Source organism: Corynebacterium capitovis DSM 44611 (assembly GCF_030440535.1).
Lineage (GTDB): Bacteria > Actinomycetota > Actinomycetes > Mycobacteriales > Mycobacteriaceae > Corynebacterium > Corynebacterium capitovis.
On sequence record NZ_CP047117.1, the window covers coordinates 1,001,345 to 1,023,549 of the forward strand.

General features: G+C 64.2%; 23 protein-coding genes and 7 tRNA genes. 26 read left to right on the forward strand and 4 right to left on the reverse strand.

Going from position 1 to position 22,205, the window contains the following annotated elements:
• Positions 1-125: 125 nt before the first annotated feature.
• A complete protein-coding gene (locus CAPI_RS04875; RefSeq protein WP_018016926.1) occupies positions 126-419 on the forward strand; it encodes a DUF4193 domain-containing protein in 294 nt (97 codons plus the stop codon).
• Between the two features lie 37 nt (positions 420-456).
• Here the strand turns inward: CAPI_RS04875 and CAPI_RS04880 are convergent, their stop codons facing one another.
• Positions 457-969 (reverse strand): DUF3093 domain-containing protein, encoded by a 513-nt coding sequence (locus tag CAPI_RS04880; protein ID WP_342662599.1) that lies wholly within the window; start codon positions 967-969, stop codon positions 457-459.
• Positions 970-1,053: 84 nt separating this feature from the next.
• Here CAPI_RS04880 and dut point away from each other — a divergent pair, with 84 nt between their 5' ends.
• The 4 genes from dut to dxs all read left to right on the forward strand — a co-directional run bounded on the left by dut (position 1,054) and on the right by dxs (position 5,837).
• Entirely contained in the window at positions 1,054-1,545 is a 492-nt protein-coding gene (gene dut, locus CAPI_RS04885; RefSeq protein ID WP_018016928.1) for a dUTP diphosphatase, read from the forward strand.
• An 80-nt stretch (positions 1,546-1,625) separates the two neighbouring features.
• Positions 1,626-2,498: a DUF3710 domain-containing protein gene (locus tag CAPI_RS04890; protein ID WP_018016929.1), complete on the forward strand. Its 873-nt coding sequence runs from the start codon at positions 1,626-1,628 to the stop codon at positions 2,496-2,498.
• Entirely contained in the window at positions 2,495-3,736 is a 1,242-nt protein-coding gene (locus CAPI_RS04895) for a class I SAM-dependent RNA methyltransferase (protein WP_018016930.1), read from the forward strand. The genes CAPI_RS04890 and CAPI_RS04895 overlap by 4 nt, the downstream gene beginning before the upstream one ends.
• A 136-nt stretch (positions 3,737-3,872) precedes the next feature.
• On the forward strand, positions 3,873-5,837 hold the full coding sequence (gene dxs, locus CAPI_RS04900; RefSeq protein ID WP_018016931.1) for a 1-deoxy-D-xylulose-5-phosphate synthase: 1,965 nt from the start codon (positions 3,873-3,875) through the stop codon (positions 5,835-5,837).
• On the opposite strand, the gene CAPI_RS04905 is transcribed toward dxs, so the two are convergent.
• The gene (locus CAPI_RS04905; RefSeq protein WP_018016932.1) at positions 5,834-7,021 is read right to left on the reverse strand and encodes an HRDC domain-containing protein; all 1,188 of its coding nucleotides are present in this window, start codon (positions 7,019-7,021) and stop codon (positions 5,834-5,836) included. The genes dxs and CAPI_RS04905 overlap by 4 nt on opposite strands.
• A 9-nt stretch (positions 7,022-7,030) precedes the next feature.
• The gene (locus tag CAPI_RS04910; RefSeq protein WP_018016933.1) at positions 7,031-7,681 is read right to left on the reverse strand and encodes a DUF3000 domain-containing protein; all 651 of its coding nucleotides are present in this window, start codon (positions 7,679-7,681) and stop codon (positions 7,031-7,033) included.
• 107 nt (positions 7,682-7,788) lie between these two features.
• Between CAPI_RS04910 and hemQ the strand changes: the two genes are divergently transcribed.
• Positions 7,789-8,499, forward strand: coding sequence for a hydrogen peroxide-dependent heme synthase (gene hemQ / locus CAPI_RS04915; RefSeq protein ID WP_018016934.1), 711 nt, complete (start codon positions 7,789-7,791; stop codon positions 8,497-8,499).
• 66 nt (positions 8,500-8,565) lie between these two features.
• Here hemQ and CAPI_RS04920 read toward each other — a convergent pair.
• Positions 8,566-8,637 (reverse strand) — tRNA-Val (locus tag CAPI_RS04920).
• A gap of 281 nt (positions 8,638-8,918) precedes the next feature.
• On the opposite strand from CAPI_RS04920, the gene CAPI_RS04925 reads away from it, so the two are divergent.
• The 20 genes from CAPI_RS04925 to ruvC all read left to right on the forward strand — a co-directional run bounded on the left by CAPI_RS04925 (position 8,919) and on the right by ruvC (position 22,191).
• Positions 8,919-8,991: transfer RNA gene (locus CAPI_RS04925), tRNA-Gly, on the forward strand.
• Between the two features lie 26 nt (positions 8,992-9,017).
• Positions 9,018-9,089 (forward strand) — tRNA-Val (locus CAPI_RS04930).
• A 24-nt stretch (positions 9,090-9,113) separates the two neighbouring features.
• Positions 9,114-9,189: transfer RNA gene (locus CAPI_RS04935), tRNA-Gly, on the forward strand.
• 32 nt (positions 9,190-9,221) lie between these two features.
• A tRNA-Cys gene (locus CAPI_RS04940) sits at positions 9,222-9,292 on the forward strand.
• A 21-nt stretch (positions 9,293-9,313) separates the two neighbouring features.
• Positions 9,314-9,388, forward strand: a tRNA-Val gene (locus tag CAPI_RS04945).
• Between the two features lie 28 nt (positions 9,389-9,416).
• A tRNA-Gly gene (locus tag CAPI_RS04950) sits at positions 9,417-9,492 on the forward strand.
• Between the two features lie 51 nt (positions 9,493-9,543).
• Positions 9,544-10,806 (forward strand): glycosyltransferase family 87 protein, encoded by a 1,263-nt coding sequence (locus tag CAPI_RS04955; RefSeq protein ID WP_245531609.1) that lies wholly within the window; start codon positions 9,544-9,546, stop codon positions 10,804-10,806.
• Positions 10,803-11,285 carry a peptide-methionine (R)-S-oxide reductase MsrB gene (gene msrB / locus CAPI_RS04960; protein ID WP_018016936.1) on the forward strand — a complete coding sequence of 161 codons (483 nt, stop codon included), beginning with the start codon at positions 10,803-10,805 and terminating at the stop codon, positions 11,283-11,285. Before CAPI_RS04955 ends, msrB begins: the two co-directional genes overlap by 4 nt.
• 216 nt (positions 11,286-11,501) lie before the next feature.
• Positions 11,502-12,098: a copper resistance CopC family protein gene (locus CAPI_RS04965; RefSeq protein ID WP_018016937.1), complete on the forward strand. Its 597-nt coding sequence runs from the start codon at positions 11,502-11,504 to the stop codon at positions 12,096-12,098.
• 34 nt (positions 12,099-12,132) lie between these two features.
• The gene (locus tag CAPI_RS04970; RefSeq protein WP_018016938.1) at positions 12,133-12,741 is read left to right on the forward strand and encodes a copper chaperone PCu(A)C; all 609 of its coding nucleotides are present in this window, start codon (positions 12,133-12,135) and stop codon (positions 12,739-12,741) included.
• A gap of 9 nt (positions 12,742-12,750) precedes the next feature.
• Positions 12,751-13,965: a Dyp-type peroxidase gene (locus tag CAPI_RS04975; RefSeq protein WP_018016939.1), complete on the forward strand. Its 1,215-nt coding sequence runs from the start codon at positions 12,751-12,753 to the stop codon at positions 13,963-13,965.
• A gap of 91 nt (positions 13,966-14,056) precedes the next feature.
• Entirely contained in the window at positions 14,057-16,126 is a 2,070-nt protein-coding gene (gene thrS, locus CAPI_RS04980) for a threonine--tRNA ligase (protein WP_018016940.1), read from the forward strand.
• Positions 16,127-16,145: 19 nt separating this feature from the next.
• Positions 16,146-16,724: an ATP adenylyltransferase gene (locus tag CAPI_RS04985; RefSeq protein WP_026157042.1), complete on the forward strand. Its 579-nt coding sequence runs from the start codon at positions 16,146-16,148 to the stop codon at positions 16,722-16,724.
• Positions 16,717-17,355, forward strand: a complete 639-nt coding sequence (gene pgsA / locus CAPI_RS04990) for a phosphatidylinositol phosphate synthase (protein WP_018016942.1) — start codon at positions 16,717-16,719, stop codon at positions 17,353-17,355. The genes CAPI_RS04985 and pgsA overlap by 8 nt, the downstream gene beginning before the upstream one ends.
• 10 nt (positions 17,356-17,365) lie before the next feature.
• Positions 17,366-18,259, forward strand: coding sequence for a phosphatidylinositol mannoside acyltransferase (locus tag CAPI_RS04995; RefSeq protein ID WP_018016943.1), 894 nt, complete (start codon positions 17,366-17,368; stop codon positions 18,257-18,259).
• 6 nt (positions 18,260-18,265) lie between these two features.
• On the forward strand, positions 18,266-19,372 hold the full coding sequence (locus CAPI_RS05000; protein WP_018016944.1) for a glycosyltransferase family 4 protein: 1,107 nt from the start codon (positions 18,266-18,268) through the stop codon (positions 19,370-19,372).
• Between the two features lie 5 nt (positions 19,373-19,377).
• On the forward strand, positions 19,378-19,893 hold the full coding sequence (locus CAPI_RS05005; RefSeq protein WP_245531610.1) for a hypothetical protein: 516 nt from the start codon (positions 19,378-19,380) through the stop codon (positions 19,891-19,893).
• A 10-nt stretch (positions 19,894-19,903) separates the two neighbouring features.
• Positions 19,904-20,773, forward strand: a complete 870-nt coding sequence (locus CAPI_RS05010; protein ID WP_018016946.1) for an acyl-CoA thioesterase — start codon at positions 19,904-19,906, stop codon at positions 20,771-20,773.
• A gap of 77 nt (positions 20,774-20,850) precedes the next feature.
• The gene (locus tag CAPI_RS05015; RefSeq protein ID WP_018016947.1) at positions 20,851-21,603 is read left to right on the forward strand and encodes a YebC/PmpR family DNA-binding transcriptional regulator; all 753 of its coding nucleotides are present in this window, start codon (positions 20,851-20,853) and stop codon (positions 21,601-21,603) included.
• 72 nt (positions 21,604-21,675) lie between these two features.
• Positions 21,676-22,191 carry a crossover junction endodeoxyribonuclease RuvC gene (gene ruvC / locus CAPI_RS05020; RefSeq protein ID WP_018016948.1) on the forward strand — a complete coding sequence of 172 codons (516 nt, stop codon included), beginning with the start codon at positions 21,676-21,678 and terminating at the stop codon, positions 22,189-22,191.
• The last annotated feature ends 14 nt before the right edge of the window (positions 22,192-22,205 follow it).

Consider the following 22,205-nt stretch of genomic DNA (forward strand, 5'->3'; position numbering starts at 1 on the left):
CAGCGAAGATGACATCGCACGTCACATGATTTACTATTCCGCTGCAATGCTATCTGAATGGTCGGTTTCCGCAGGTTGGACGCTGGCCGCGCGACAAGTCCACTGCCCTTAAAAGGAGAGCCACAATGGCAACGGATTACGACGCCCCGCGTCGCCGAATGGAAGACGACATCGAGACCGATTCGCTCGAAGGGTTGAAAGCCACGGAAGTGGCGGGCAGCAGCATGGACGATGACGGCGAGATCGTCGACTCATTCGAGATTCCGGCGCAGGACTTGTCCGGGGAAGAGCTCAATGTCACTGTCGTGCCCCGCCAGGAAGACGAGTTCACGTGCGCTTCGTGCTTCTTGGTCCAGAAAAACAACCGGCTCGCCTATGTGGACAGCGACGGGTCGAAGATCTGCCTCGACTGCGAATAGTCGCGGACCTACTGGGAAGCCCCGTGACGAGCTGGGACTACTCCGAAGGGACGAAGGCGTTTAACGCCGCGGCTGGATTACGCGAGGAGATCATCCAGTAGGGCGTCGGGTCTTCTGGGTCGTCGAGCACGATGAGCATGTGCTTTTTTACCCAGCCGTGGGTGACCAGGAATGCCGCCGGGTCGAGCTGTCGGCCCAGCGCGTTGCGTCGGGCGCTTTCTGGCACGACCATGGAGCGGGCGACGGCGGTGTGGGGTAGCGCGGCTCCGTCGACAAGAAGCCACCTCGTGCCATCTGCATCCTGTTCGACGCGGACAACGGTCGCAGAAAGCCACGACAAGAACCACGCCACCAAGGCGCCGATCACGATGAGCGGGATGAAAAACCACCACATGTTGCGGTTATGAGCAAATTGGGCGGCGAGCAACAGGGTGAGGCCGGCCCCCGCGAGCCACATGTACCAGGGAGCCCACTGGCGCTCGCTGTAAAGGAGCTGTGGCGTGGAGGGGCCAGTACCCATCGGCGTGTTTTGCGGTTGAAGATCTGGCACGGCAACGACTCTAGTTCAGGACTGGGAGCCCACGCGCCCTCGGGCGGAGCCGAACCGCAGGGGTACGGCCGGTAGGGTGAGAACGTGACTGAAACCAGCGCTCGTGGCGGCGATCCCGCCGCCACTTCCGAACCCCCTAGCTTCGACATTCCCGTAGTCCGACTTGACCGCGATATTCCCTTGCCGCGGCGCTCCCATCCCGACGATGCTGGAGCGGATCTACACTCGGCCGAAGACGTGGTTCTTCAGCCTGGGCAGCGGGCGCTGATTGGCACGGGAATCGCACTGGCGCTTCCCGTGGGCACCGCGGGTTTCGTTCACCCCCGGTCAGGGCTCGCCGCGAAACACGGTGTGACCATCGTGAATGCGCCTGGGACCATCGACGCGGGCTATCGTGGCGAAGTCAAGGTCTGTCTGCACAACACAGATGCGATGACACCCGTCGAGATCACGCGCGGGATGCGCATTGCCCAGCTCGTCGTTCAGCGCGTCGAATTGCCCGGGTTCGTCGAGGTTGACGCGCTCTCTAAGACGGAGCGTGGGGCCGGGGGCCACGGGTCAACGGGAACCCACTAGGGCGGTTCAAGCCCTGGCGGCCCGCGACGCGGGTGCGGAATATGGTGGTGACAACGCACGAACCAGCGAAAGGTAGAAAGATGGCGAAGTGGCCTTTTAGCAAAAAGAAAGAAGCGGCTCACCCGGTGGGGGAACGAGGTGAGGCCGGGTCTGCGGTCGAGGCTGCGGGTGGGCGCGTAATCGATACTGACACCGCGGGCGCCCCGCACGACGCGCAACCGTCAGACCCCGTTGTCATTCCCCACGACCCAGTGAGCGGGGAATCGGGGCCTTTCGACGGCGACGCCGTTGACTTCGAGGAGTTCGACTTTAGCGACTTTTCCCAGGTGGTCCTCGATTTGGGCTCGATGAAGATTCCTCTCCCCACGGACTCCCAAGTCCAGGTTGAAATGGGGGAGGCGGGGCCCAAAATGGTTCACATTGTTACCCGGCATGGCCGCGCGACTCCGGTTGCGTTCGCGTCGCCGCGGACAGGTGGGTTGTGGGAGGAATCCTCGACGGAGATCGCCGAGGGTATGCGCAACGAGGGGATGCCCGTCTCATTCGAAACCGGCCCATGGGGCCGAGAGGTTGTCGGAACGGGCACCAACGGCGTGATCCGCATCATCGGCGTTGAGGGTCCCCGCTGGCTCTACCGCGTGACACTTGCGGCCCCGAGCGGGAGCGAAGCGGCGTTGGCGGAAATCGGTCGCCAGATCGTGGCCCGCAGTTTTGTTTATCGCGGAAGCGAGCCCATTTTGGCCGGAAACTCCCTGCCCGTTGTGCTGCCCCAGCAGCTGGCCGCCCAAGTCCAGCAGGCCGTCGCTCAGCGCAACGCACAGGTGCAACAGAACTCGGGCGCGGGGCAACCGGGCCAGGGTGGGAACCCCGCGGCACTGGCCCAGGCCGTCGAAGAGCTCGTGCGCCGAAACGCCCAAGGCGCGGACGAGAACGGTGGGACTTCAAAGGCATGACGCACCCTGAGTTAGCCCCCGGTGCCCGCATCGAGCTTGACATATCCACACTCGCGCATGGGGGAGAAGGGATCGGCCATGCACCCGACGGCCGGGTGGTGTTCGTCCGTGGCGCCCTCCCGGGGGATCGGGTTGCGGCGGTCATCGGAACTGTGAAAAAGAGGTGGGCACGCGCCGAGCTCGGCGAGGTTTTAGACGGCGGGCCCGTGCGGGTCCCATCGCGCTGCCCGGCGGCAGCTCGCGGGGCCGGGTGCTGCGATTTCGCGTTTGTCGATCCCGACGCCGAGCTCGGCCTCAAACGCGACATCCTTCTTGGACAGTTAGCCTCACTCGCGGGCTCGCTGGGAGGATTCGATGCTCCCACGCAGCTAGGCGCGGTGCGTCTTGAACCCGTGCAGGGGTGGCGCACCCGCGTCCGCCTTGGCGTGGACGCTGAGGGCCGGGCCGGGGTGAGGATGCTGCGGTCGCGCGAGCTTCTCACCGACGTAGCGTGCAGCCAACCCGTCCCGGGCCTACTCGACGGTCTCGTGGGGGAGGGCGCTCGCACGTTCACCCCGGGGGCCGAAGTCGTAGCAGTAGTGGATTCTCGCGGCCAGCGCCACGTGGTAGAAACCGCCCGAGCTCAAAGGGGCCGGCGCGTGGAGCGCATGACGACAGTGTGCGAGGGGAGCGGAACCGTGGTCCAGCGCGTCGGTGAGGCGGAGTTTTCCTTCCCGGCCACCGCGTTCTGGCAAGCCCACATCGAGGCGCCGGCCGCCTACACCGAGATCGTTCGGAAGTGGGGGGAGAGTACCTACGACCGGAGGACTGGGTGGGACCTGTACGGAGGGGTCGGCCTGTTCGCTCCGTCCATTGCTCAGGCCATGGGAGGGGCGCACGTCGATACGGTTGATTACTCGCCGGCGGCGGTGGAGGCGTCGCAAAGAAGCGCCGAGATGAGCATAACAACGCACAACCGCAAGGTTGAGCTGGGTTTCGATGACTTAGCCGACCCCGGCCTGGTCGTTCTGGACCCTCCGCGAGCCGGGGCGGGTACCGGGGTGATCGCGGCGATCGCGAAGCGCGAACCGGAACGGGTAATCCACATTGGGTGCGACCCAGCGACGTTCGCGCGGGATATCACACAGTGGCGCGAGGGTGGTTTTAACGTCACTCGCATGACGCTTATCGACGCCTTCCCGGGCACACACCACTTCGAGGTAATCGCCCAACTAGACCGTGGAGCCAAAACCGTTTAGGTCGCGCCCGGCTCGCCCGCGACATGCGCAAACACGACGAGCGGGTTCTTCGCGCAAGCGAGGTGGCGTGTAAACTTGTCTGGAATGCGGGCCGTCGGCCCCATGCCCGGGTTGAGTCAAAGGAGTGCGAAAGTACGTGGGACTTCTGGATACGGTTACTTCGCCCGATGACCTCAAAGCACTGTCGCTCGAGCAGCTAGAAGAGCTTTCGGCCGAGATCCGGCAGCTGCTGGTGACAAAAGTGTCGGCAACGGGTGGGCACCTCGGGCCAAATCTCGGCGTGGTAGAGCTCACCGTCGCTCTCCATTACGAGTTTGAGTCGCCGCGAGAACCCATCGTCTTCGATACCTCCCACCAGTCGTATGTGCACAAGATTCTTACTGGCAGAGCCGGCCAGTTCGATACGCTGCGCAAAAAGGGTGGACTTTCGGGCTACACCTCCCGTTCAGAGTCGCGGCACGATTGGACGGAGTCCTCCCACGCCTCGGCTGCGTTGTCCTTTGCCGATGGATTGGCCAAGGCGAAGCAGCTGGCAGGTCGCGGGCACGAAAAGGTCGTCGCGGTTGTCGGTGATGGCGCGCTGACCGGCGGGATGTGCTGGGAGGCCCTGAACAATATCGCAGCGGCGGACCGAAACGTCGTCGTCATCGTCAACGACAACGGCAGGTCGTATTCACCCACCATCGGCGGCTTTGCCAACAATCTCACGCGCCTGCGGGACCAGCTTGCGGCCATCCGTATACAGCCGGGGTATGACGAAGTTATGGAGTCTGGGAAGAAGACTCTCAAGTCGCTCGGATGGGTCGGAGAACGCGCCTTCGATGCCCTTCATGCTCTCAAGGAGGGTGTGAAGTACCAGGTCCTCCCCACGGAGATGTTCCCCGAGCTGGGCATGAAATACGTCGGGCCGGTCGAGGGACACGATCTCAAAGCCCTTACGCAGGCTCTGCGCTATGCCCATTCCTACGACGGGCCGCTCATCATCCACGTCGTGACGGAGAAGGGTCACGGGTTCGCCCCCGCTGTCAACGACGACGCGGATCAGATGCACTCGACAGGCGTGATCGACCCCGTCACAGGGGAGTCGCTCGCGCAGTCCGCGCCCGGGTGGACCGCGGTCTTCTCTGAAGAACTCCTCCGAGCGGCGCACGAACGCGACGACATCGTCGGCATCACCGCCGCCATGGCGGGGCCGACGGGGCTGCAGCCGCTGGCCGACAAGTTTCCCGAGCGGTTCTTCGACGTCGGTATCGCCGAGCAGCACGCAATCACCTCGGCGGCCGGCATGGCGATGGGTGGCCTTCACCCCGTCGTCGCGATCTACTCCACCTTCCTCAACCGCGGTTTTGACCAGCTCTTGATGGACGTCGGCCTTCTTCGCCAGGCCGTCACCCTCGTGCTCGACCGGTCGGGGGTGACGGGTTCGGACGGGGCGAGCCATAACGGGGTGTGGGATATGTCCCTCACCACAATGGTCCCGGGCATCCGCGTTGCCGCGCCACGAGACCCGGCGCGGCTGCGCGAGGAGTTCCGCGAGGCAATCGCCGTGGAGGATGGGCCGACGGTCGTGCGCTTCCCGAAGGGCAGCGTTGGAGACGATATCGACGCTATCGAGCGCCTCGCGGGCGGAACTGACATCCTCGCGAAGCCGGCCCACGACGACCCGGACAAGGTTCCGGACAAGGTCCCGGACAAGGTCCCGGACAAGGTCCCGGACAAGGTCAAGGTCTTGCTAGTGGCCATCGGCGGGTTCTGCGCCGACGCGCTCCGGGTCGCAGATGAGCTCAGCAACGACTCGCTCTCCCTCACCGTCGTCGATCCACGCTGGGTGTTCCCGGTCAGCGAGGAGCTTGTGAGCTTGACGACGTCCCACGACCTGGTTGTCGTGTACGAAGACGGTATCGCGCGAGGCGGCGTCGGCTCCGCCATCGCGGAGGCTATGTCTAGCGCTGAGATCGACGTCCCCGTCCGTCACCTCGCATTCCCGGCGGTGTTCCCGGAGCACGGCTCGCGATCGGAAGTGCTGTCTGATTACAACCTTGACCCCAGTAGCGCGGCGCGGCGGATCCGCGCCTGGGCGGCTGCAGCACCCGTCCGCTAGCTGCGCAGCGCGCGGGCGAGTGACGAGGCGACGGCCTCGGCTTGCCATTCGCGTGCACCGGCGCAGGCCAGGCGCCGGACGAGCGTATCCGTCTGGGGCGGGCGCCACGCCTCTTCCTCCGTAACGTCCCACACCACCTGGCGCAGCACAGAAGATTGAACAAGGACCTCCGGCAGCATAGAAAGCTCAGCCGCGCGTGCGGCCACGGCCTCACGCGCACGCAGGAGCGCCGCCCACGAGTCTGGGTGGAGGCGCTGCCAGGCGGATTTCCCAGGAACGGGCGAGTCAGGCACATCGCGCAGCGGCCACTGGTCGCGGGGAACGCGACGCGCGTCGCGCACGACGTCGAACCACTCTTCGACAGCGCCGCGCCGCCTACGAGGAAAGCCGCCGAGTCGGGCGAGCTCACTGGGTGTCTCGGGAAGGGTGCGGGCGATGTCGACAAGCACTTTGCTCGGCAGGAGCGAACCTGGCGCGACGTCGCGCTGGCGCGCCTGAGTGTCTCGAACTCGAAACAGCTCGCGCGCCACGTGAAGGCTCTCACCCTCGGGCAGTGCGGAGACCCCCTTGAGATCGCGCCAAGTTTTCCCCGGCCGCGCGCGGTTTCGGCGGGTGAGGTGTTCGAACTCCACCGAAGCAAGAGCAAGTTTGCCCCTTGCGTCCAGATACTCAGCCTGCGCCTCGGCGAGATCGTTGAGGTAGATAACATCAAACGCCGCGTAGACCTGCCACTCGTGGGGGAGGGGAACCTGCGACCAGTCCTCCCGCCCGTAGCCCTTCTCAAGATCGACGCCCACGAATTCGGTCACCATCGCGGCCAAGTTCGGGCGTGAAAAACCTGCAAGCCGCCCGGCGAGCTCGGTGTCGAAAAGAGTTCCTGGCTGCAGGCCCAAATCAGCCAGACTAGGCAGGTCTTCGCCGGACGCGTGGAGAATCCAGTCTTTCCCGTTGAGAACTGGGGCTAGGGCATCGCGCAGCGCATCCCGGTGACCCTCCGGGGCGAAGAGAAAGGTCCCCGACCCGCGGCGGTGCACCTGCACGAGGAAGGCTCGGTCATCGTAGCGGTACGCAGAGGCGCGTTCCGTGTCGAGGGCGAAGGGGCCCCGGCCACGAGAGAGGGCAGCGGCGCATCGTCGAAAACTGTCGGGCGAGGTCGCGAGCTCGAAATCGGGGGTGAAAACCACGTAAGGAGCTTACCGCTGACCCAGTTCCGCCACTCCCTCGGGAGGCAATCCAGCGACGTGCGCGAGAACGCCGGCGAACGCTTCCACGTGCGAGGACAGATCCAACCCGCTCGCGGTCCACGATGCCCGCATTTCCAGCTGATATGCACGCGGTGGCCCGCCGATTTCCCCGAAGCGGACCGAGGCGGTGGAGGTCACGGTTCCCCCCAGGTTGGTGTAACCGGCGCGATTTCCGGCCAGCGATTCGGTCAGCCACTGCCACGCAACATCGGGCAGTAGGGGATCCGACGCCACGGCGTCGTCCATATCGGCCTGGATGTAGGCAACAAGGCGCATCGAACCCTCCCACGTCTCCTCCGCGGCAGGGGAGTGAAGGAGGATAAGGCGGCCGAAGGCATCCCCCTCCGAATCTGCGGGAACGTGCGATTCACTGCCGCGGGAGACCTCCAACCCAATGGCATGGCTAAACGGGGCCGGGCGCTGCGGGGGCCGGATCTCACCGAGGGTGATCTCGGGCCGAAGGGAGGCGCGGTGCATGGACTCAGCGGCAGCGGTAAATTCCGCAGGTGTCGGATTGCCGCTGTCCGTCCCCGCGGCGGACGCTGCGCCGAAGCTGTGGGTGGGAGTGTCCGAATTCGTCACGCCGTTCACCGTAACCATGCGGGCCGGATGTCCCGGGAAGGCGCGCCGAGCGACCCCCGAGGCGTACAATCGCCTCCGACTTTAGTTTGATGCGTCCCGCGTGGCGGGGCGAGAAAGGATGTCACATGGCAGACCTCACCGGGGCAGACATCGAGGCCCTTAACAAAGTGCAGCGGTACACCCAGTGGGTGACGTTCCGCGCCATTCCGGGGGCGCTGGGCGGCCAGCGCGAGGATGTCGTGGCGCAGGCGCGGGACTTTTTCACCCGGCTCGCTGAAGACGGCGACGTGGCAGTTCGCGGACTCTATGACGTCACCGGGACTCGGCCGGAAGCCGACGTCATGATCTGGTGGCACGCAGAACACTTCCAGCTTATCCAAAAGGCGCTCGCGGACTTTCGGCGGACGACGACGCTGGGTCAGGTCCTCGAATTGGGGTGGATTGGCAACGGCCTGCACCGCCCCGCGGAGTTCAACAAGGGGCATCTACCGGCGTTCATTATGGGGGAGGAGCCTCGCGAGTGGATCACGGTCTACCCGTTCGTCCGCTCGTACGACTGGTACATCCTCGAACCCGAGAAGCGCCGTCGCATTCTCGCCGAGCACGGTCGAGCAGCCATGCATCACGGCGACGTGCGTGCCAACACCGTGGCCTCGTTTGCCTTGGGCGACTACGAGTGGATGCTCGCGTTCGAGGCGGATGACCTAGCCCGCATCGAAGACCTCATGCACAAGATGCGCTACACCGAGGCGCGGCTGCATGTGCGTGAGGAAGTGCCGTTCCAGACCGGTCGGAGGGTCGAAGATATCGGAGAGATCATCGACATCCTGCCGTAGGCAGTTAAAAAGAAGATTCAGGCTGCCCCGCTATGCGGGTGGCCTGAACCGTGTACTGATATCTTGTGGTCCTAGCTGGGTTCGAACCAGCGACCTTTCCGGTGTGAACGGAACGCTCTTCCACTGAGCCATAGGACCGCATGTAGTGCGCTACGCTGTAACGCGCTGCGAACACACCTTACACGCAGCCGGCTGCAGCCCCTAATCCGCAGGTAAGGCGCCCTGTCGCTGCGGGGCCGGTTGGCTCGCTTGAGGCGTCGACAAGCAGCAGCTCGAGCCTGATGTCTGGGTGCGACACCGTACCGGCGGGGCAATCGTTGCGCTGAGCTGTGGATTTGGTTATGCCTGCGGCGGCGGATAATGTGTACTCTCGCACGAAGCACGGCGGATGCGACAGTGTCCACCGGAGTTGGCGGCGTGCGGATGTAGCGCAGTTGGTAGCGCATCACCTTGCCAAGGTGAGGGTCGCGAGTTCGAGTCTCGTCATCCGCTCGGGATCTCCACGGTCCATGTGTAAAGCGCGTTTAGCTCAGCGGGAGAGCGCTTCCCTGACACGGAAGAGGTCACTGGTTCAATCCCAGTATCGCGCACCGAGGGTTAGAACCCTCCACAATGCGGATGTAGCGCAGTTGGTAGCGCATCACCTTGCCAAGGTGAGGGTCGCGAGTTCGAGTCTCGTCATCCGCTCCAAGTACCTTTAGTACTTTGGTGGGTAACTCCGCGGTGGATTGGTCGAGTGGTTAGGCAACGGTCTGCAAAACCGTGTACACGGGTTCGATTCCCGTATCCACCTCCGGGCCGCTAATAGGCCACGGCGCGATTAGCTCAGCGGGAGAGCGCTTCCCTGACACGGAAGAGGTCACTGGTTCAATCCCAGTATCGCGCACCAGGACGCATCATTGGGTCCTGCTCGGCGCGCGGATGTAGCGCAGTTGGTAGCGCATCACCTTGCCAAGGTGAGGGTCGCGAGTTCGAGTCTCGTCATCCGCTCCACGTCCCCCCTTCCTGCGTCTCACGCGGGAGCAGCACTGTACGGTAGTCACCGTGGTCGAGCAACGCATGTGCAAACTGTGGGTATCGCCCGTGCCTCTGACTGCGGTGGGGCGCACTCCCGTGCACGAAAAAGTGGCTCTCTCAGTGGCGTGGCCACTGGCGCTGTTCGTTATCGTGCACCGCCTCGTTGCTTTGGCGTGGCCGGGCTCTCTTACCGACGACTTCACAACGGTCTGGTCGGCCGCACGGCGCTTCGTGGAGCGGGTGCCGGTCTACAACGAGACCTACCACTACGTCGACCCGCACTACCTTTACAACCCCGGTGCGACGCTTCTCCTTTCCCCATTCGGCTTTCTTGGCGACGTCTCCATCGCACGGGTAATCTTCGTCGGACTCAACGCGATAGCGATCGTCCTCGCCCTCGCCTGGCTCACCCGCGCGTCGGGTTTTAGCCTGCGGCACCCGGTGTTCCCCCTGGTATTGGCCCTCGCGTTCCTTTCCGAGTCCGTCACAAACACGCTGGTGTTTTCCAACATCAACGGGGTGCTTCTCCTAGCGCTCGTGGCGTTCCTTCGGCTCCTGGTTACCAACCGCGGTTTCGCAGCTGGCGTGGTGGCCGGTTTGGCGATCGTCGTCAAGCCGATGTTCGCGCCTCTGCTGGTGCTCCCGGCGATGAGACTGCAGTGGAAGGTTCTGCTCGGGGGAATCGGCGTGCCCCTCGCGCTCAACATCGGGGCGTGGCCCCTAACCCCGGGGGTGGGTGATTTCCGCGAGCGCCTCCTGCCGTACCTTGCGCAGACGCGCGATTACGCAAACTCCTCGCTGCCGGGTTTCGCCGTGTACTTCGGCATGCCAGCGTGGCTCTCCATCTGTGTCTTTGCCGCGCTTGCTGCGTTCGTCGTGGTGGCTGTCGTTGTGCTTGGGCGGTTCCGCTATACCGATCCGTGGGTCTGGGCGTGCCTGAGCTCAGGGGTCTTCATGGCGGGCGTCTGCCTGCTCTCTTCCCTCGGGCAAGCGTATTACTCGATGATGCTTTTCCCCGCGGTTTTCACCGTCTTAGGTACCCGCAGTCCCTTCCACCAGGGCCTGCCGTGGGTGGGAATCTTGCTCTGCCTCGCACCGTTGAAGTGGGTAAGTACCCGCCTACCGGTCGTCGGGGCTTGGGCGGATACGTTCCTCCCCACCGCTGGGTGGGCGCTGCTCATCATCACCATTGCCGCTTGGGCGCTGGCAATGGCAATCCACGCCGGACGGGTGCCAGCCAAAAGCGCCAACACAACCGAAACCATAGTGTCTAAGGAGACTGATCTATGACCGACACCACGAACGACACCACGAACGACACCACGAACGACACCACGAACGACGCCAACTACGCCGAGTGGACGGAGGAGCAGTGGCGCGCAAAACTCACGCCCGAGGAATTCCGTGTCCTGCGCTTGGCGGGCACTGAAGCCCCCGGAGTCGGCGAATACACCGATACCGCAACAGAGGGAATTTATCGCTGCCGGGCCTGCGGCGCAGAGCTGTTCCGATCAACAGAGAAATTTGAGTCTCATTGTGGCTGGCCGTCGTTTTTCAGCCCGCTAGCCGGCGACTCGGTGATCGAGCGAGTTGACCGGTCACACGGCATGGTCCGCACGGAGGTGCTGTGTGCGCGGTGCCATTCGCACCTAGGCCACGTTTTCGAGGGAGAGGGATACAACACTCCGACGGACCTGCGTTACTGCATCAACTCGATCTCCATGACACTTGATAGTTCAGCTCCCGCCGGGGCAGGCGAGCCGCACTAAGCAAGAGTCCGGTGCATCTCGCCGACCCGCGCGGCATGGCCCCGATTGAGGGGAGGTAAATTCCCGGTAAACGTCTGGCGGGAACTATTCGGTTTCCGGGGGCGACTAAGAATTTCACGGGATGATCCCCTAATCGGTTCGGCCTGGTACGGGCCCATCCGCATCCCGAGTTTGGACATATCCGGGAGACACCCGGGCTGAAAAAGGAGATACTAGATGCCCCTCGTTGCAAGAACCGCCGCCGCAGCAGCCGCGCTGGCTGTCGCTATCGCGCCCGTGGCGCAGGCCCATGACGCAGTTGTGGGGGGCGATCCAGCAGATGGCGCGGTGGTGAGCGAATTCCCGCACGAGCTGACGCTCGAGTTCTCCGGGCTGGTGCAGAACGGTTTTAATACCTTCGCGTTGTCAAACGCGGCCAGTGGAGAAGTCCTCTACAGCGGCGAACCCTTCGTAGACGGCACTAAAGTCACGTTGGACCTGCCCGAGGAGCTGACAGTCGAACCCGGTGAGTACCGAGTCGGGTACCAGATCGTCTCCTCTGACGGCCACTCCACCAAAGGCTCGACCACCTTCTCCTACGAGCCCTCTGGCAGTGCTGCGCCCGCTGTGCCGAGTGCACAGAACGCTCCCCAGCAGGACCAGCAGGCTGAGGGCGCGAGTGACGATGGCTCCACCTTTCCCTGGCTTTTGGCCGGAGGTGCCACACTCGCCGCGGTAGCGCTGACCGCTGCGCTCGCCGCGATGCGACGTTCAAAGCCCGTCTCTGACGTGTCGGCCTCCGAGGACACATCGTCAGCCACGGACTCGAAGTAGTTCCCACACCTCGATTAAAGGAGTTTGACCCGTGATGAACCGTTATGCCGCCGCTGCGCTCATCCTTGTGGCGGGGGCCGCTCTTAGCGCGTGCTCCCCCTCAGATGAAGCGTCCATCTCGACGTCCGCTTCAACGTCCACCGTGCCCGTCACCGTGCCCGTCACTGCGACCTCAACCGCCTTGACGACTGCCGACGCCGACGCCCCGGCTGTTGTCTTGGACAACGGCACAGTGCGAGCAAAAGGCGCCGACGGAATGGACATGACGGCGATCTTCGGCACCTTGCGCAATACGACGGACAAAGACATCACCATTACCGGTTTCACAACGTCGCTAGGCCAGGCCCGATACGAACTGCACGAAACCGTCGACGGGACGATGCGCGAAATGGAAGGTGGCCTTGTCATCCCCGCTTACGGAACGTACGAGCTCGCGCCTGGTGGCAGCCACCTGATGGTCCTGGATTACCCGGCGGAGATCGCTGCGGGGGACACTGTAACGCTTACCCTGCACGCTGCAGACGGCTCCGACATCGTGATCCCCGATGTCGCCGTACGAACCCTCATTCCTGGTTATGAGGATTACGCCGACCACAGTTCCGCCAGCGAGTCATCTGGTGCGGAAGCAACGCACGTCCACTAGGAGCCTGCTATGCGCGTCTCGCGCCGTACTTTCCTAGCGGGGTCGGCATCCGCGACGGCCGCGGCGGGTCTCGCCGCCGCGTGCAGTCACGTGGAGGCGGATGGCCCGGTGAGCAGCTCCGCGCCGGAGCACAAGGATCTCGCCACTGCCGTCGTCGGCTTTGACGGGCTGCGCCAGGCCGGTGTGGCCACGGCGACTCAGGCGCACCTCAATCTCGCCGCCTTTAACCTAAAGGAGGGAGTCGAGAAACCGGGTATCCTTCGGCTGCTCCGGCTGTGGACGGAAGACGCGCGGAAACTCTGTACGGGGTCCGCCCCCGTGGGCAGCCTCGAACCGGAAATGAACGCTTGGCCGGCCAACCTCACTATTACAGCTGGCATCGGGGAGCGGGTGTTCGATCTCGCTGCGCCTGATGCGAAACCGCAATGGCTCCACGACCTGCCGGCCTTTTCCCGGGATCGGCTTGATCCGGCGTGGGGGCAAAGCGACCTCGTACTGCAGATTTGCTCGGATGATCCGCTGACGTGTGCCTGGGCGTTGCGCCACATGACGCGGGCGGGAATGGATTACGTCCGCCCGAGCTGGGTACAGCAGGGATTCATGAACGCCTCCGGTTCGCTCGCTGAGGGGACAACGCCGAGAAATCTGTTCGGCCAGGTAGATGGCACAGTGAACCCCCGCACAGATGAAGCCTACGAGGAGCAGGTGTGGATCGACGGGCCAGGTGGGTTTGCAGGATCGACGTCGCTAGTAGTTCGCCGCATCGCGATGGACCTTGACGAGTGGGAGGTGCTCGATCGACGCTCGAGGGAGGTGGTTGTGGGGCGCTCGCTTGCCGACGGCGCGCCCCTGACCGGTGGCGGCGAGTTCGCACCCGCCGATATGGAAGCGGTGGACGATTTCGGTCTACCTGTCATCGACAAAAACTCCCATATGGCCCGGGCGATGCCCCCAGAAGACCACCCCGAGCAGCGATTTCGGCGCCGCCCGTACAACTACAACCTCCCGCCTGAGCCCGGTTCTGGCAAGCTCTCCAACGCCGGGTTGATCTTCATCGCGTATCAAAAGGACCCGGACAGGCAATTCACGCCGGTGCAAGCTAGGTTGGACGAGGTTGACCGGCTCAACACCTGGATCACCCATATCGGGTCGGCCGTCTACTGGGTGCCGCCGGGGGCGTCGCCAAGCGGCGATGCTTTCTGGGGGCAATCGGTCATGGGGTAGCCGTCCGGTAAGCTGTGGCGCGAAGTATTCACCCCAATGACGGGGGAGCGGCCCGGTATGCCGCCCCCACGAGTGCAAAGGAGCGCACCACATGGCCCCGCATACGGATCACTCAGCATCTCCGACCTTCGAACCCTTTGAAGTTCCCGCGGGCACTCCCGTCGGCGTGGCGATGAGGGAGCTGAATTTGCCAAACAAGGGTCCAGACGCCGTCGTCGCCGTCCAAGACCGTGATGGGGACGTGCGGGATGTGTCTCACACCCCCGACCACGACGCTACGTTCATCCCCGTGCCCGCATCTTCCGAACTGGGCCGCTCGGTCATCCGGCACTCCTGCGCCCACGTCCTCGCCCAGGCTGTCCAGGCGGAGTTCCCCGGGACCAAGCTGGGCATCGGGCCCGCGATCACGGACGGCTTCTATTACGACTTCGACGCTAAAGAGCCGTTCACTCCGGACGACCTCAAGCTCCTCGAGCGGCGGATGAAGAAAATTATCAAACAGGGCCAGCGCTTCGTCCGCGGCGTCTACGCCTCCACGGAGGATGCGGAGAAAGATCTTGCCGACGAGCCGTTCAAACTCGAACTCGTCCACGACAAGGGAAGCGTGGACCCCAACTCCGACGAAGCCACGGAGGTGGGCGCAGGCGACCTCACCCATTACGACAACGTCAATCCCCGTACGGGGGAGGTCGAATGGCGCGACCTGTGCCGCGGCCCTCACGTTCCGACGACCAAATACATTCCCGCCTTCGCCCTGACGCGTTCCTCCGCGGCGTACTGGAGGGGGGACCAGAAAAACGCCGGTCTGCAGCGTATTTACGGAACGGCCTGGGAGTCTGAGGAGAAGCTCGCCGAGTACACGACGATGCTCGCCGAGGCGGAAAAGCGCGACCACCGTCGACTTGGCGCGGAGCTCGACCTGTTTTCCTTCCCGGACGAGGTGGGCTCCGGTCTACCTGTGTTCCACCCGGCGGGCGGGACCGTGCGCATGGCCATGGAGGAACACTCTCGCCAGCGTCACATCGCCGCCGGTTACTCCTTCGTCAACACACCCCACGTGACCAGGGGGGACCTGTTTAGGAAGTCCGGTCACCTCGATTGGTACGCGGACGGAATGTTCCCGCCGATGAAGCTCGATGGCGAATACGACGACGAGGGCAACTGCACGCGGCAGCCGGTGGACTACTACGCCAAGCCGATGAACTGCCCCATGCACAACCTGGTCTTCGCGTCCCGCGGGCGTTCCTACCGCGAACTACCGCTGCGGCTGTTCGAGTTCGGCACGGTCTACCGCTACGAGAAGTCCGGGGTTGTCCACGGGCTCACCCGGGCCCGCGGGTTCACGCAGGACGATGCCCACATTTACTGCACTGAAGCCCAGCTGGAAGAAGAGCTCACCAGCGTCCTCGAGTTCGTTATCTCACTGCTCAAGGACTACGGCCTGGATGATTTCTACCTCGAGCTGTCTACCAAGGACCCGGAAAAATACATCGGTGACGACGAGATCTGGGAGCGCTCCACCGCGATCCTACAGTCGGTGGCGGAAAAGTCCGGCCTGGAGCTTGTACCCGACCCGGCGGGGGCGGCGTTTTACGGGCCGAAAATCTCGGTGCAGGCGCGGGACGCGATTGGGCGGACCTGGCAGATGTCGACGGTTCAGTTGGATTTCAACCTGCCGGAGCGCTTCAACCTAGAGTACACGGCGCCCGACGGAACGAAGAAGCGACCGGTGATGATCCACCGCGCGCTTTTCGGGTCGATCGAGCGTTTCTTCGGCGTGCTGTTGGAGCACTACGCAGGCGCTTTCCCCGCGTGGCTGGCTCCGCACCAAGTTGTGGGCATTCCGGTCGCGGCGGATTTCGGGCCCTACCTCGATGAGGTTGCCGCCCTGCTGCGCGGAAAAGGGATCCGTGCGGAGGTCGACCACTCCGACGAGCGCATGCAAAAGAAGATCCGCACCCACACGACGGGGAAGGTCCCGTTCATGGTGCTGGCGGGGGCCCGCGACGCCGAGGCCGGCGCTGTGAGCTTCCGATTCTTGGACGGGACCCAAATCAACGGCGTGCCGGTCCCCGAGGCCGTTGAACTCATCGAGGCGTGGGTGCGAGACAAAGTCAACGAGCAACCGAACGAGGACTCCATTGCGGCGCGAAGAGGCTGAAGACACTCAAGGCACTAGTGTGGGCCCTGGGAAGCCGTACGTGGATAGCGGGGTGGGCCACCCAGACCGCCTCGAGCGCCTGTGGGCCCCCTTCCGTTCTTCCTACATCGCGTCGATGGCGTCGGAACGCGGAGGGGAGGCGTCGAGACGCGATGCCGATCCCTTTCTCGCGGCGCCCACGCTTTCCGACGAAGACGCGCTGATCGTCGCGCGTGGCACAACGGTGTACGCCCTGCTCAACTTGTATCCCTACAATTCTGGTCACCTCATGGTGGTGCCCTACCGAAAAGTGGCGGAGCTGGAAAACCTCACCGGTGCGGAATCCGCGGAGCTCATGACGTTCGTACGCCGAGCGGTCCAGACACTGAAAAGAGTGTCGCGGCCCGAAGCGATCAACGTAGGCTTGAACCTTGGTAAGGCTTCCGGGGGCTCGGTAGGAGACCACCTTCACGTCCACGTCGTCCCGCGGTGGGCGGGAGACGCGAATTTCATGACGGTCATCGGCGGTACGAAAGTACTACCACAGCTGCTGCGCGAGACCCGGAAACTTCTCGCTGCCGGCTGGGCTGAAATCACGGAGGAGGAAGCTCATGCTTAGCGTCCACGGGCGCAGGCCCGCGGCCGTAGTGGTTGAGCCGCTAGCCCGGGCGCTGCTGAAGGTCGGCCTGACGCCGAATGCCATCACCGTGATGGGAACCCTGGCCACGATAGCTGTCGCCGTGGTGCTGATCCCCATGGGCCATCTCGTGGCGGCGGCATTCCTCTCTGCATTTTTCGCTGCCTTCGATATGGTCGACGGAACGATGGCGCGGTTGCGCGGGGGTGGGACGGCTTTCGGCGCCACTCTCGACGCGTCGTGCGACAGGTTGACGGATGGTGCACTATTCGGAGCGATCGTCTTTTGGCTCGTCTACGTCGATGGTGCCCCGCGGGCAACGGTCGCGGCGGGGCTCGTCGTGCTTGTCCTCTCGCAGGTGATCAGCTACGTGAAGGCGCGTGGGGAAGCAGGGGGCTTGAAGATTGTTGGCGGCTTGATTGAACGCCCCGAGCGCCTGATCCTCGCCCTCCTAGGCCTAGGCCTTGAGGGATTCGGTGTGCCCCGGGCTATCGAGGTGGCGCTGTGGGTGCTCGCGTTGGGGTCGGCTGTCACCGTGGTCCAGCGGCTGCGCATTGCTGGGCGCGACGAGCGCGCGAGCGCCCCGCTTGCGCCACCGCCAGGGGCGAAGTAGGGCTAGGGCGATGACCACTAGAAACGAGCGCCTTGACCCCGCCACGCTGGCTTATCTGGCGGGGTGGAAAACCGTCGGGGTGATGCCGGAGCGGTTAGCCAAGGCGACGTTCGACCTAGGCGCGGATGTCGCCTCAGATAGCGGGCGCGGGATGGAGATGCTACGCCGCAACCTCACCCGTGTTGTCGGCCCGGAAAATGTCACCCGCGACCTCATCCGCCGGGCGACGCGTTCCTACGCCCGCTACTGGCGCGAGGCATTTCGCTTACCTCGTATCGCGGGCGACGAACGCTACGTGGCGGCGCTGGACAAAGCGGTCGAGGGCCGCGAATACATCGACCAGGCTCGCGCTGCGGGACGCGGAGTTGTCATCGCATTGCCCCACTCGGGCAATTGGGACATGGCGGGAATGTGGCTCGTCAGCGCATATGGTCAGTTCACTACCGTTGCGGAGCGACTCAAGCCGGAGATCCTCTACGAGAAGTTCGTGCAGTACCGGTCCTCCCTGGGCTTCGAGGTTCTGCCCCACGCCGGTGCGGGCGGGCCGTACACTCGACTGGAAGAAGTTCTCCACGGCAACGGGATTGTGTGCCTCATGGGGGAGCGCGACCTGACACCCCGTGGGGTGCGCGTCACGTTTTTCGGTGAGCCGGCGTCGCTGCCGGCTGGGCCCGCCAAGCTCGCCGCTGAGACCGGGGCCGCACTGCTTCCCGCGCACTCATGGTTTGCGGGCGAGGGCTGGGGCCTGAAGGCAGAGGCCCCGATCGAGGTGGGCGACGTCGTGGACACCACACAGAGATTGGCCGACCGCTTCGCGGCGAACATCGCTGCTCACCCCGAAGATTGGCACATGCTGCAGCCAGTTTGGCAGGCGGACCGAGATTGGGCCCGGGCCGGGAGGTGACCGTCTGTGCGGATCGGCATCGTCTGCCCGTACTCCTTCGATGAACCTGGCGGGGTACAAGCCCACGTCCTTGACCTCGCCCGGGAGCTTCTCAGACGGGGCCACGACGTTCGCGTGCTGGGGCCAGCCTCGGAGGGAACGGCACTCCCGGAATGGGTGACGCGGGGAGGCAGTTCCGTGCCGATTCCGTACAACGGCTCGGTCGCTCGTCTCGCACTGGGCCCGCGCGTGCGCCGCGTTACCCGCGATTTTCTCCTCAACGGCCAGTTCGATGTCCTCCACCTCCACGAGCCGAACGCGCCGAGCTACTCAATGGCCGCCCTGCGCCTAGCGGCCGGTCCAATCGTGGCTACCTACCATGCGTCAGCAGCAAGCTCGCTCGCCCTTCGAGCGGCCCTGCCCACTCTGCGCGTCGGGTTGGAGAAGATCCGCGGTGGGATCGCTGTCAGCGAGATGGCCCGCCGATGGCAGGTGGAGCAGGTAGGCGCGGACCCGGTTTTGATCCCGAACGGCGTTGACACCGAGCTGTTTTCACGCTACCGCGCGCCGCGGAACACCACCCGCGACGTCGAAATCGTCTTCCTCGGTCGGCTCGACGAACCTCGTAAAGGCTTGGACATCTTGCTCAACGCCCTGGGGCAGGTCGGGCGCCGGGCCCGCGTCACGGTCATCGGGGGCGGCGCCCTGCGTTCGGTTCCCGGCGTGGACTTCGTGGGCCGGGTCAGCGACGAAGACAAGGCGCGCATCCTCGGCCGCGCCGACATCTACGTCGCGCCGAACACAGGAGGGGAGTCCTTTGGCATCGTGCTCGTCGAGGCGATGGCGGCCGGTTGCGCCGTTGTTGCGAGCGATCTTGAAGCGTTCGCCGCCGTCTGCGCTGCGGACTCCGTCTCGCCCGCCGGGGTGCTTTTCCCGGTCGGAGACTCGCCCGCCCTTGCGCGTAGCCTTCGCCTCCTTATCGACGCGCCCGCCTTGCGCAACCACATCATCACGGCGGGGACAACGCGCGCAGCTCGCTACGACTGGTCTACCGTCGCCTCCGAGATAGTCACGGTCTACGAGACTGTGACATCGGGGGCGCAAGGCGAGAAAGTGACGGTGGCTAAGTGGTAACGGCGATGTGGACCGTGGTGGCGGTGAGCGTGACGGTTCTGATTACGTGGGCGTACGCCACAACGCAACGCCTCGACCGGTTACACATCCGCCTTGATCGCTCGCGGGACGCGTTGCAGGCGGCGCTCGATCGCCGCTGCGCGGTGATCGCTGCGTGCTACCCGGATCTCGCCTCCCGCGCGCGTCGGGTTGAAGAGGTGCGTTTGCGGCCGCGCAACGTGCTGGACCGACTTGCCGCCGAGGACGAGCTGCGGGCTGCACTGGAGCGACAGGAGGCGTCGTCAAGCGGCAAAGCAGACCTGGCGGACGCGGATACGCGCGTGAGCCTCGCGCTTCGGTTCTACAACGAGGCGGTGGCGGACACGCGGGCACTGCGTCTCAACCCGGTTGTTCGCACCCTCCGCCTCGGCGGTACGGCGGCGATGCCACAGTTTTGCGCCCTGCGTCACGCGCCTGAGAGCTCATTGGAGGAGGGCGGGGCACGCTGTGGGGACGGTGGCTATGCTGGCTACGGTGGGTAATGTCTAGCCCATGAGCGCACAGAACATTCATACGATCTTGGACCTTGAGCGCATCGATCGCAATATTTACCGGGGCCAGGCGATGGATTCCGATGTCTTCATTCGCACCTTTGGGGGGCACGTTGCGGGTCAGGCGCTCGTCGCCGCAACGCGGACGGTCGACCCGGATAAGAAGGTGCACTCGCTGCACGGGTACTTCCTCCGCGGGGGGCGCGCGAACGAGAAAACGGTGTACAAGGTCGCCCGTCCTCGCGACGGCCGTAGCTTTGCCACGCGGACGGTCGAGGCTGTCCAAGACGGGGAGGTGATTTTTTCCATGCAGGCGAGCTTTCACGTCACGACGGACCGCGGCCCCGACCACCAGGACCCCAAACCGAAGGTCCCCCTCCCAGATACCCTGGTTCGAGCAACGGGAGCGGAAGGCAGCTTGATTGCCAGCCTCGCGCGCGAATGGACCGACTGGGATCTGCGCCCCGTCCCTCCCGGCGCGTTCGAGCCCGACCCGGGCGCGTCGGGCCAGCAGCTCGTGTGGTTCAAGTCCACGTCGCGTCTGCCCGAGGACGACGCATTCCACGTGTGCACCTTGGCGTACATGTCCGACATGACGCTTCTGCATACGTCCATGGTTCCGCACCCCGGTGAAGAAGTTCAGATGGCCTCGCTCGACCACGCCATGTGGTTCTTGCGTCCATTCCGCGCCGACGACTGGCTTCTCTACGACCAATCATCACCCTCGGCGCACCATGGACGAGCGCTCACGCAGGGCAAGATTTACGACGTCGACGGCAACCTGGTCGCGGTGACCGTTCAGGAGGGGTTGACGCGCACGCTCAGAAAAGGGGCGACGGCCGTGCCCCGCGCGGGTGCGTCGACAAGCTAAGGCGCACGCTGCGTATACTGTTAGACCGTTATTCTTAGGATTCCACGGTGAAGTCGTACACAAAAGGGAGCTGACTGATGTCGGGCCACTCAAAGTGGGCAACAACAAAGCACAAGAAGGCGGCCATCGACGCGAAGCGAGGCAAGCTCTTCGCCAAGATGATCAAAGATATCGAGGTCGCCGCGCGGTCGGGTGGGGGCGACCCGGCGGGCAACCCCACGCTCGAAACGATGATCATGAAGGCCAAGAAGGCCTCGGTGCCCAATGACAACATCGAGCGCGCCCGCCGCCGTGGCTCCGGCGAGGAAGCCGGTGGTGCCAACTGGGAATCTGTCATGTACGAGGGATACGGACCCAATGGCGTCGCGGTCCTCATCGAGTGTCTGACGGATAACCGCAACCGCGCGGCGACCGAGGTGCGCACCGCGATGTCAAAGAACGGTGGCAACCTGGGCGAGTCTGGTTCCGTCGGTTATATGTTCAGCCGCACCGGCGTGGTGACCGTTGAAAAGGGCGACCTTAGTGAGGACGACGTCCTCATGGCTGTTCTCGAAGCCGGGGCCGAAGAGGTCAACGACCTGGGAAGTGTGTTCGAAGTTATCTGCGCGCCCACCGATCTCATTGCCGTGCGCGACGTGCTAACAGCCGAGGGGATGAGCGTCGAGGACGCCGACCAAGAGTTCCGCGCGTCCGTGGAGGTCGAGCTCGATGTCGATGGCGCTCGCAAGATGGAGCGGCTGATCGACGCGCTGGAGGAATCCGACGACGTCCAGAACGTCTACACAAACATGACGGTGTCCGACGAGGTCGCCGCACAGCTCGAAGACTAGCGTCCTCACGGTAGAACATATGTGTTAGAATTCCGGCTCGGGAAGGGCTCCCAACGAGGAGGGACGTCTCGCATGCAACTCGAAGGCCTGCGCGTCATGGGGATCGACCCTGGGCTGACCCGCTGTGGTCTGTCCGTGGTGCAGGCCGGCAGGGGCCGCCAAGTCCTTCCCGTTGCCGTCGGGGTCGTTCGCACGCCGACGGAAGCCGACCTTTCCGAGCGGCTCCTCCGACTCTCCCGCGCCGTGTCGGAGTGGATCGGGGACTACTGCCCCGACGTCATCGCCATGGAGCGGATTTTCGAGCGCGGAAACGTCTCAACCGTGATGCACACCGCTCACGCCGTCGGGGTCCTCGTCCTCGCCGCGGCCGAGCGGGATATCCCGGTGCACATGTACACACCATCCGAGGTGAAAAAGGCAGTGTCCGGAAACGGACGAGCCGACAAGCGGCAAATGACCAACATGGTAACCCGCGTGCTTGGCCTCGCGGAGCCCCCGAAGCCAGCCGACGCGGCGGACGCCCTTGCAATCGCCGTGTGTCACTGTTGGCGTGCCCCGATGATCGCCCGCAGCGCGGGTATCGCGTAAGGAGGAAACGGAAC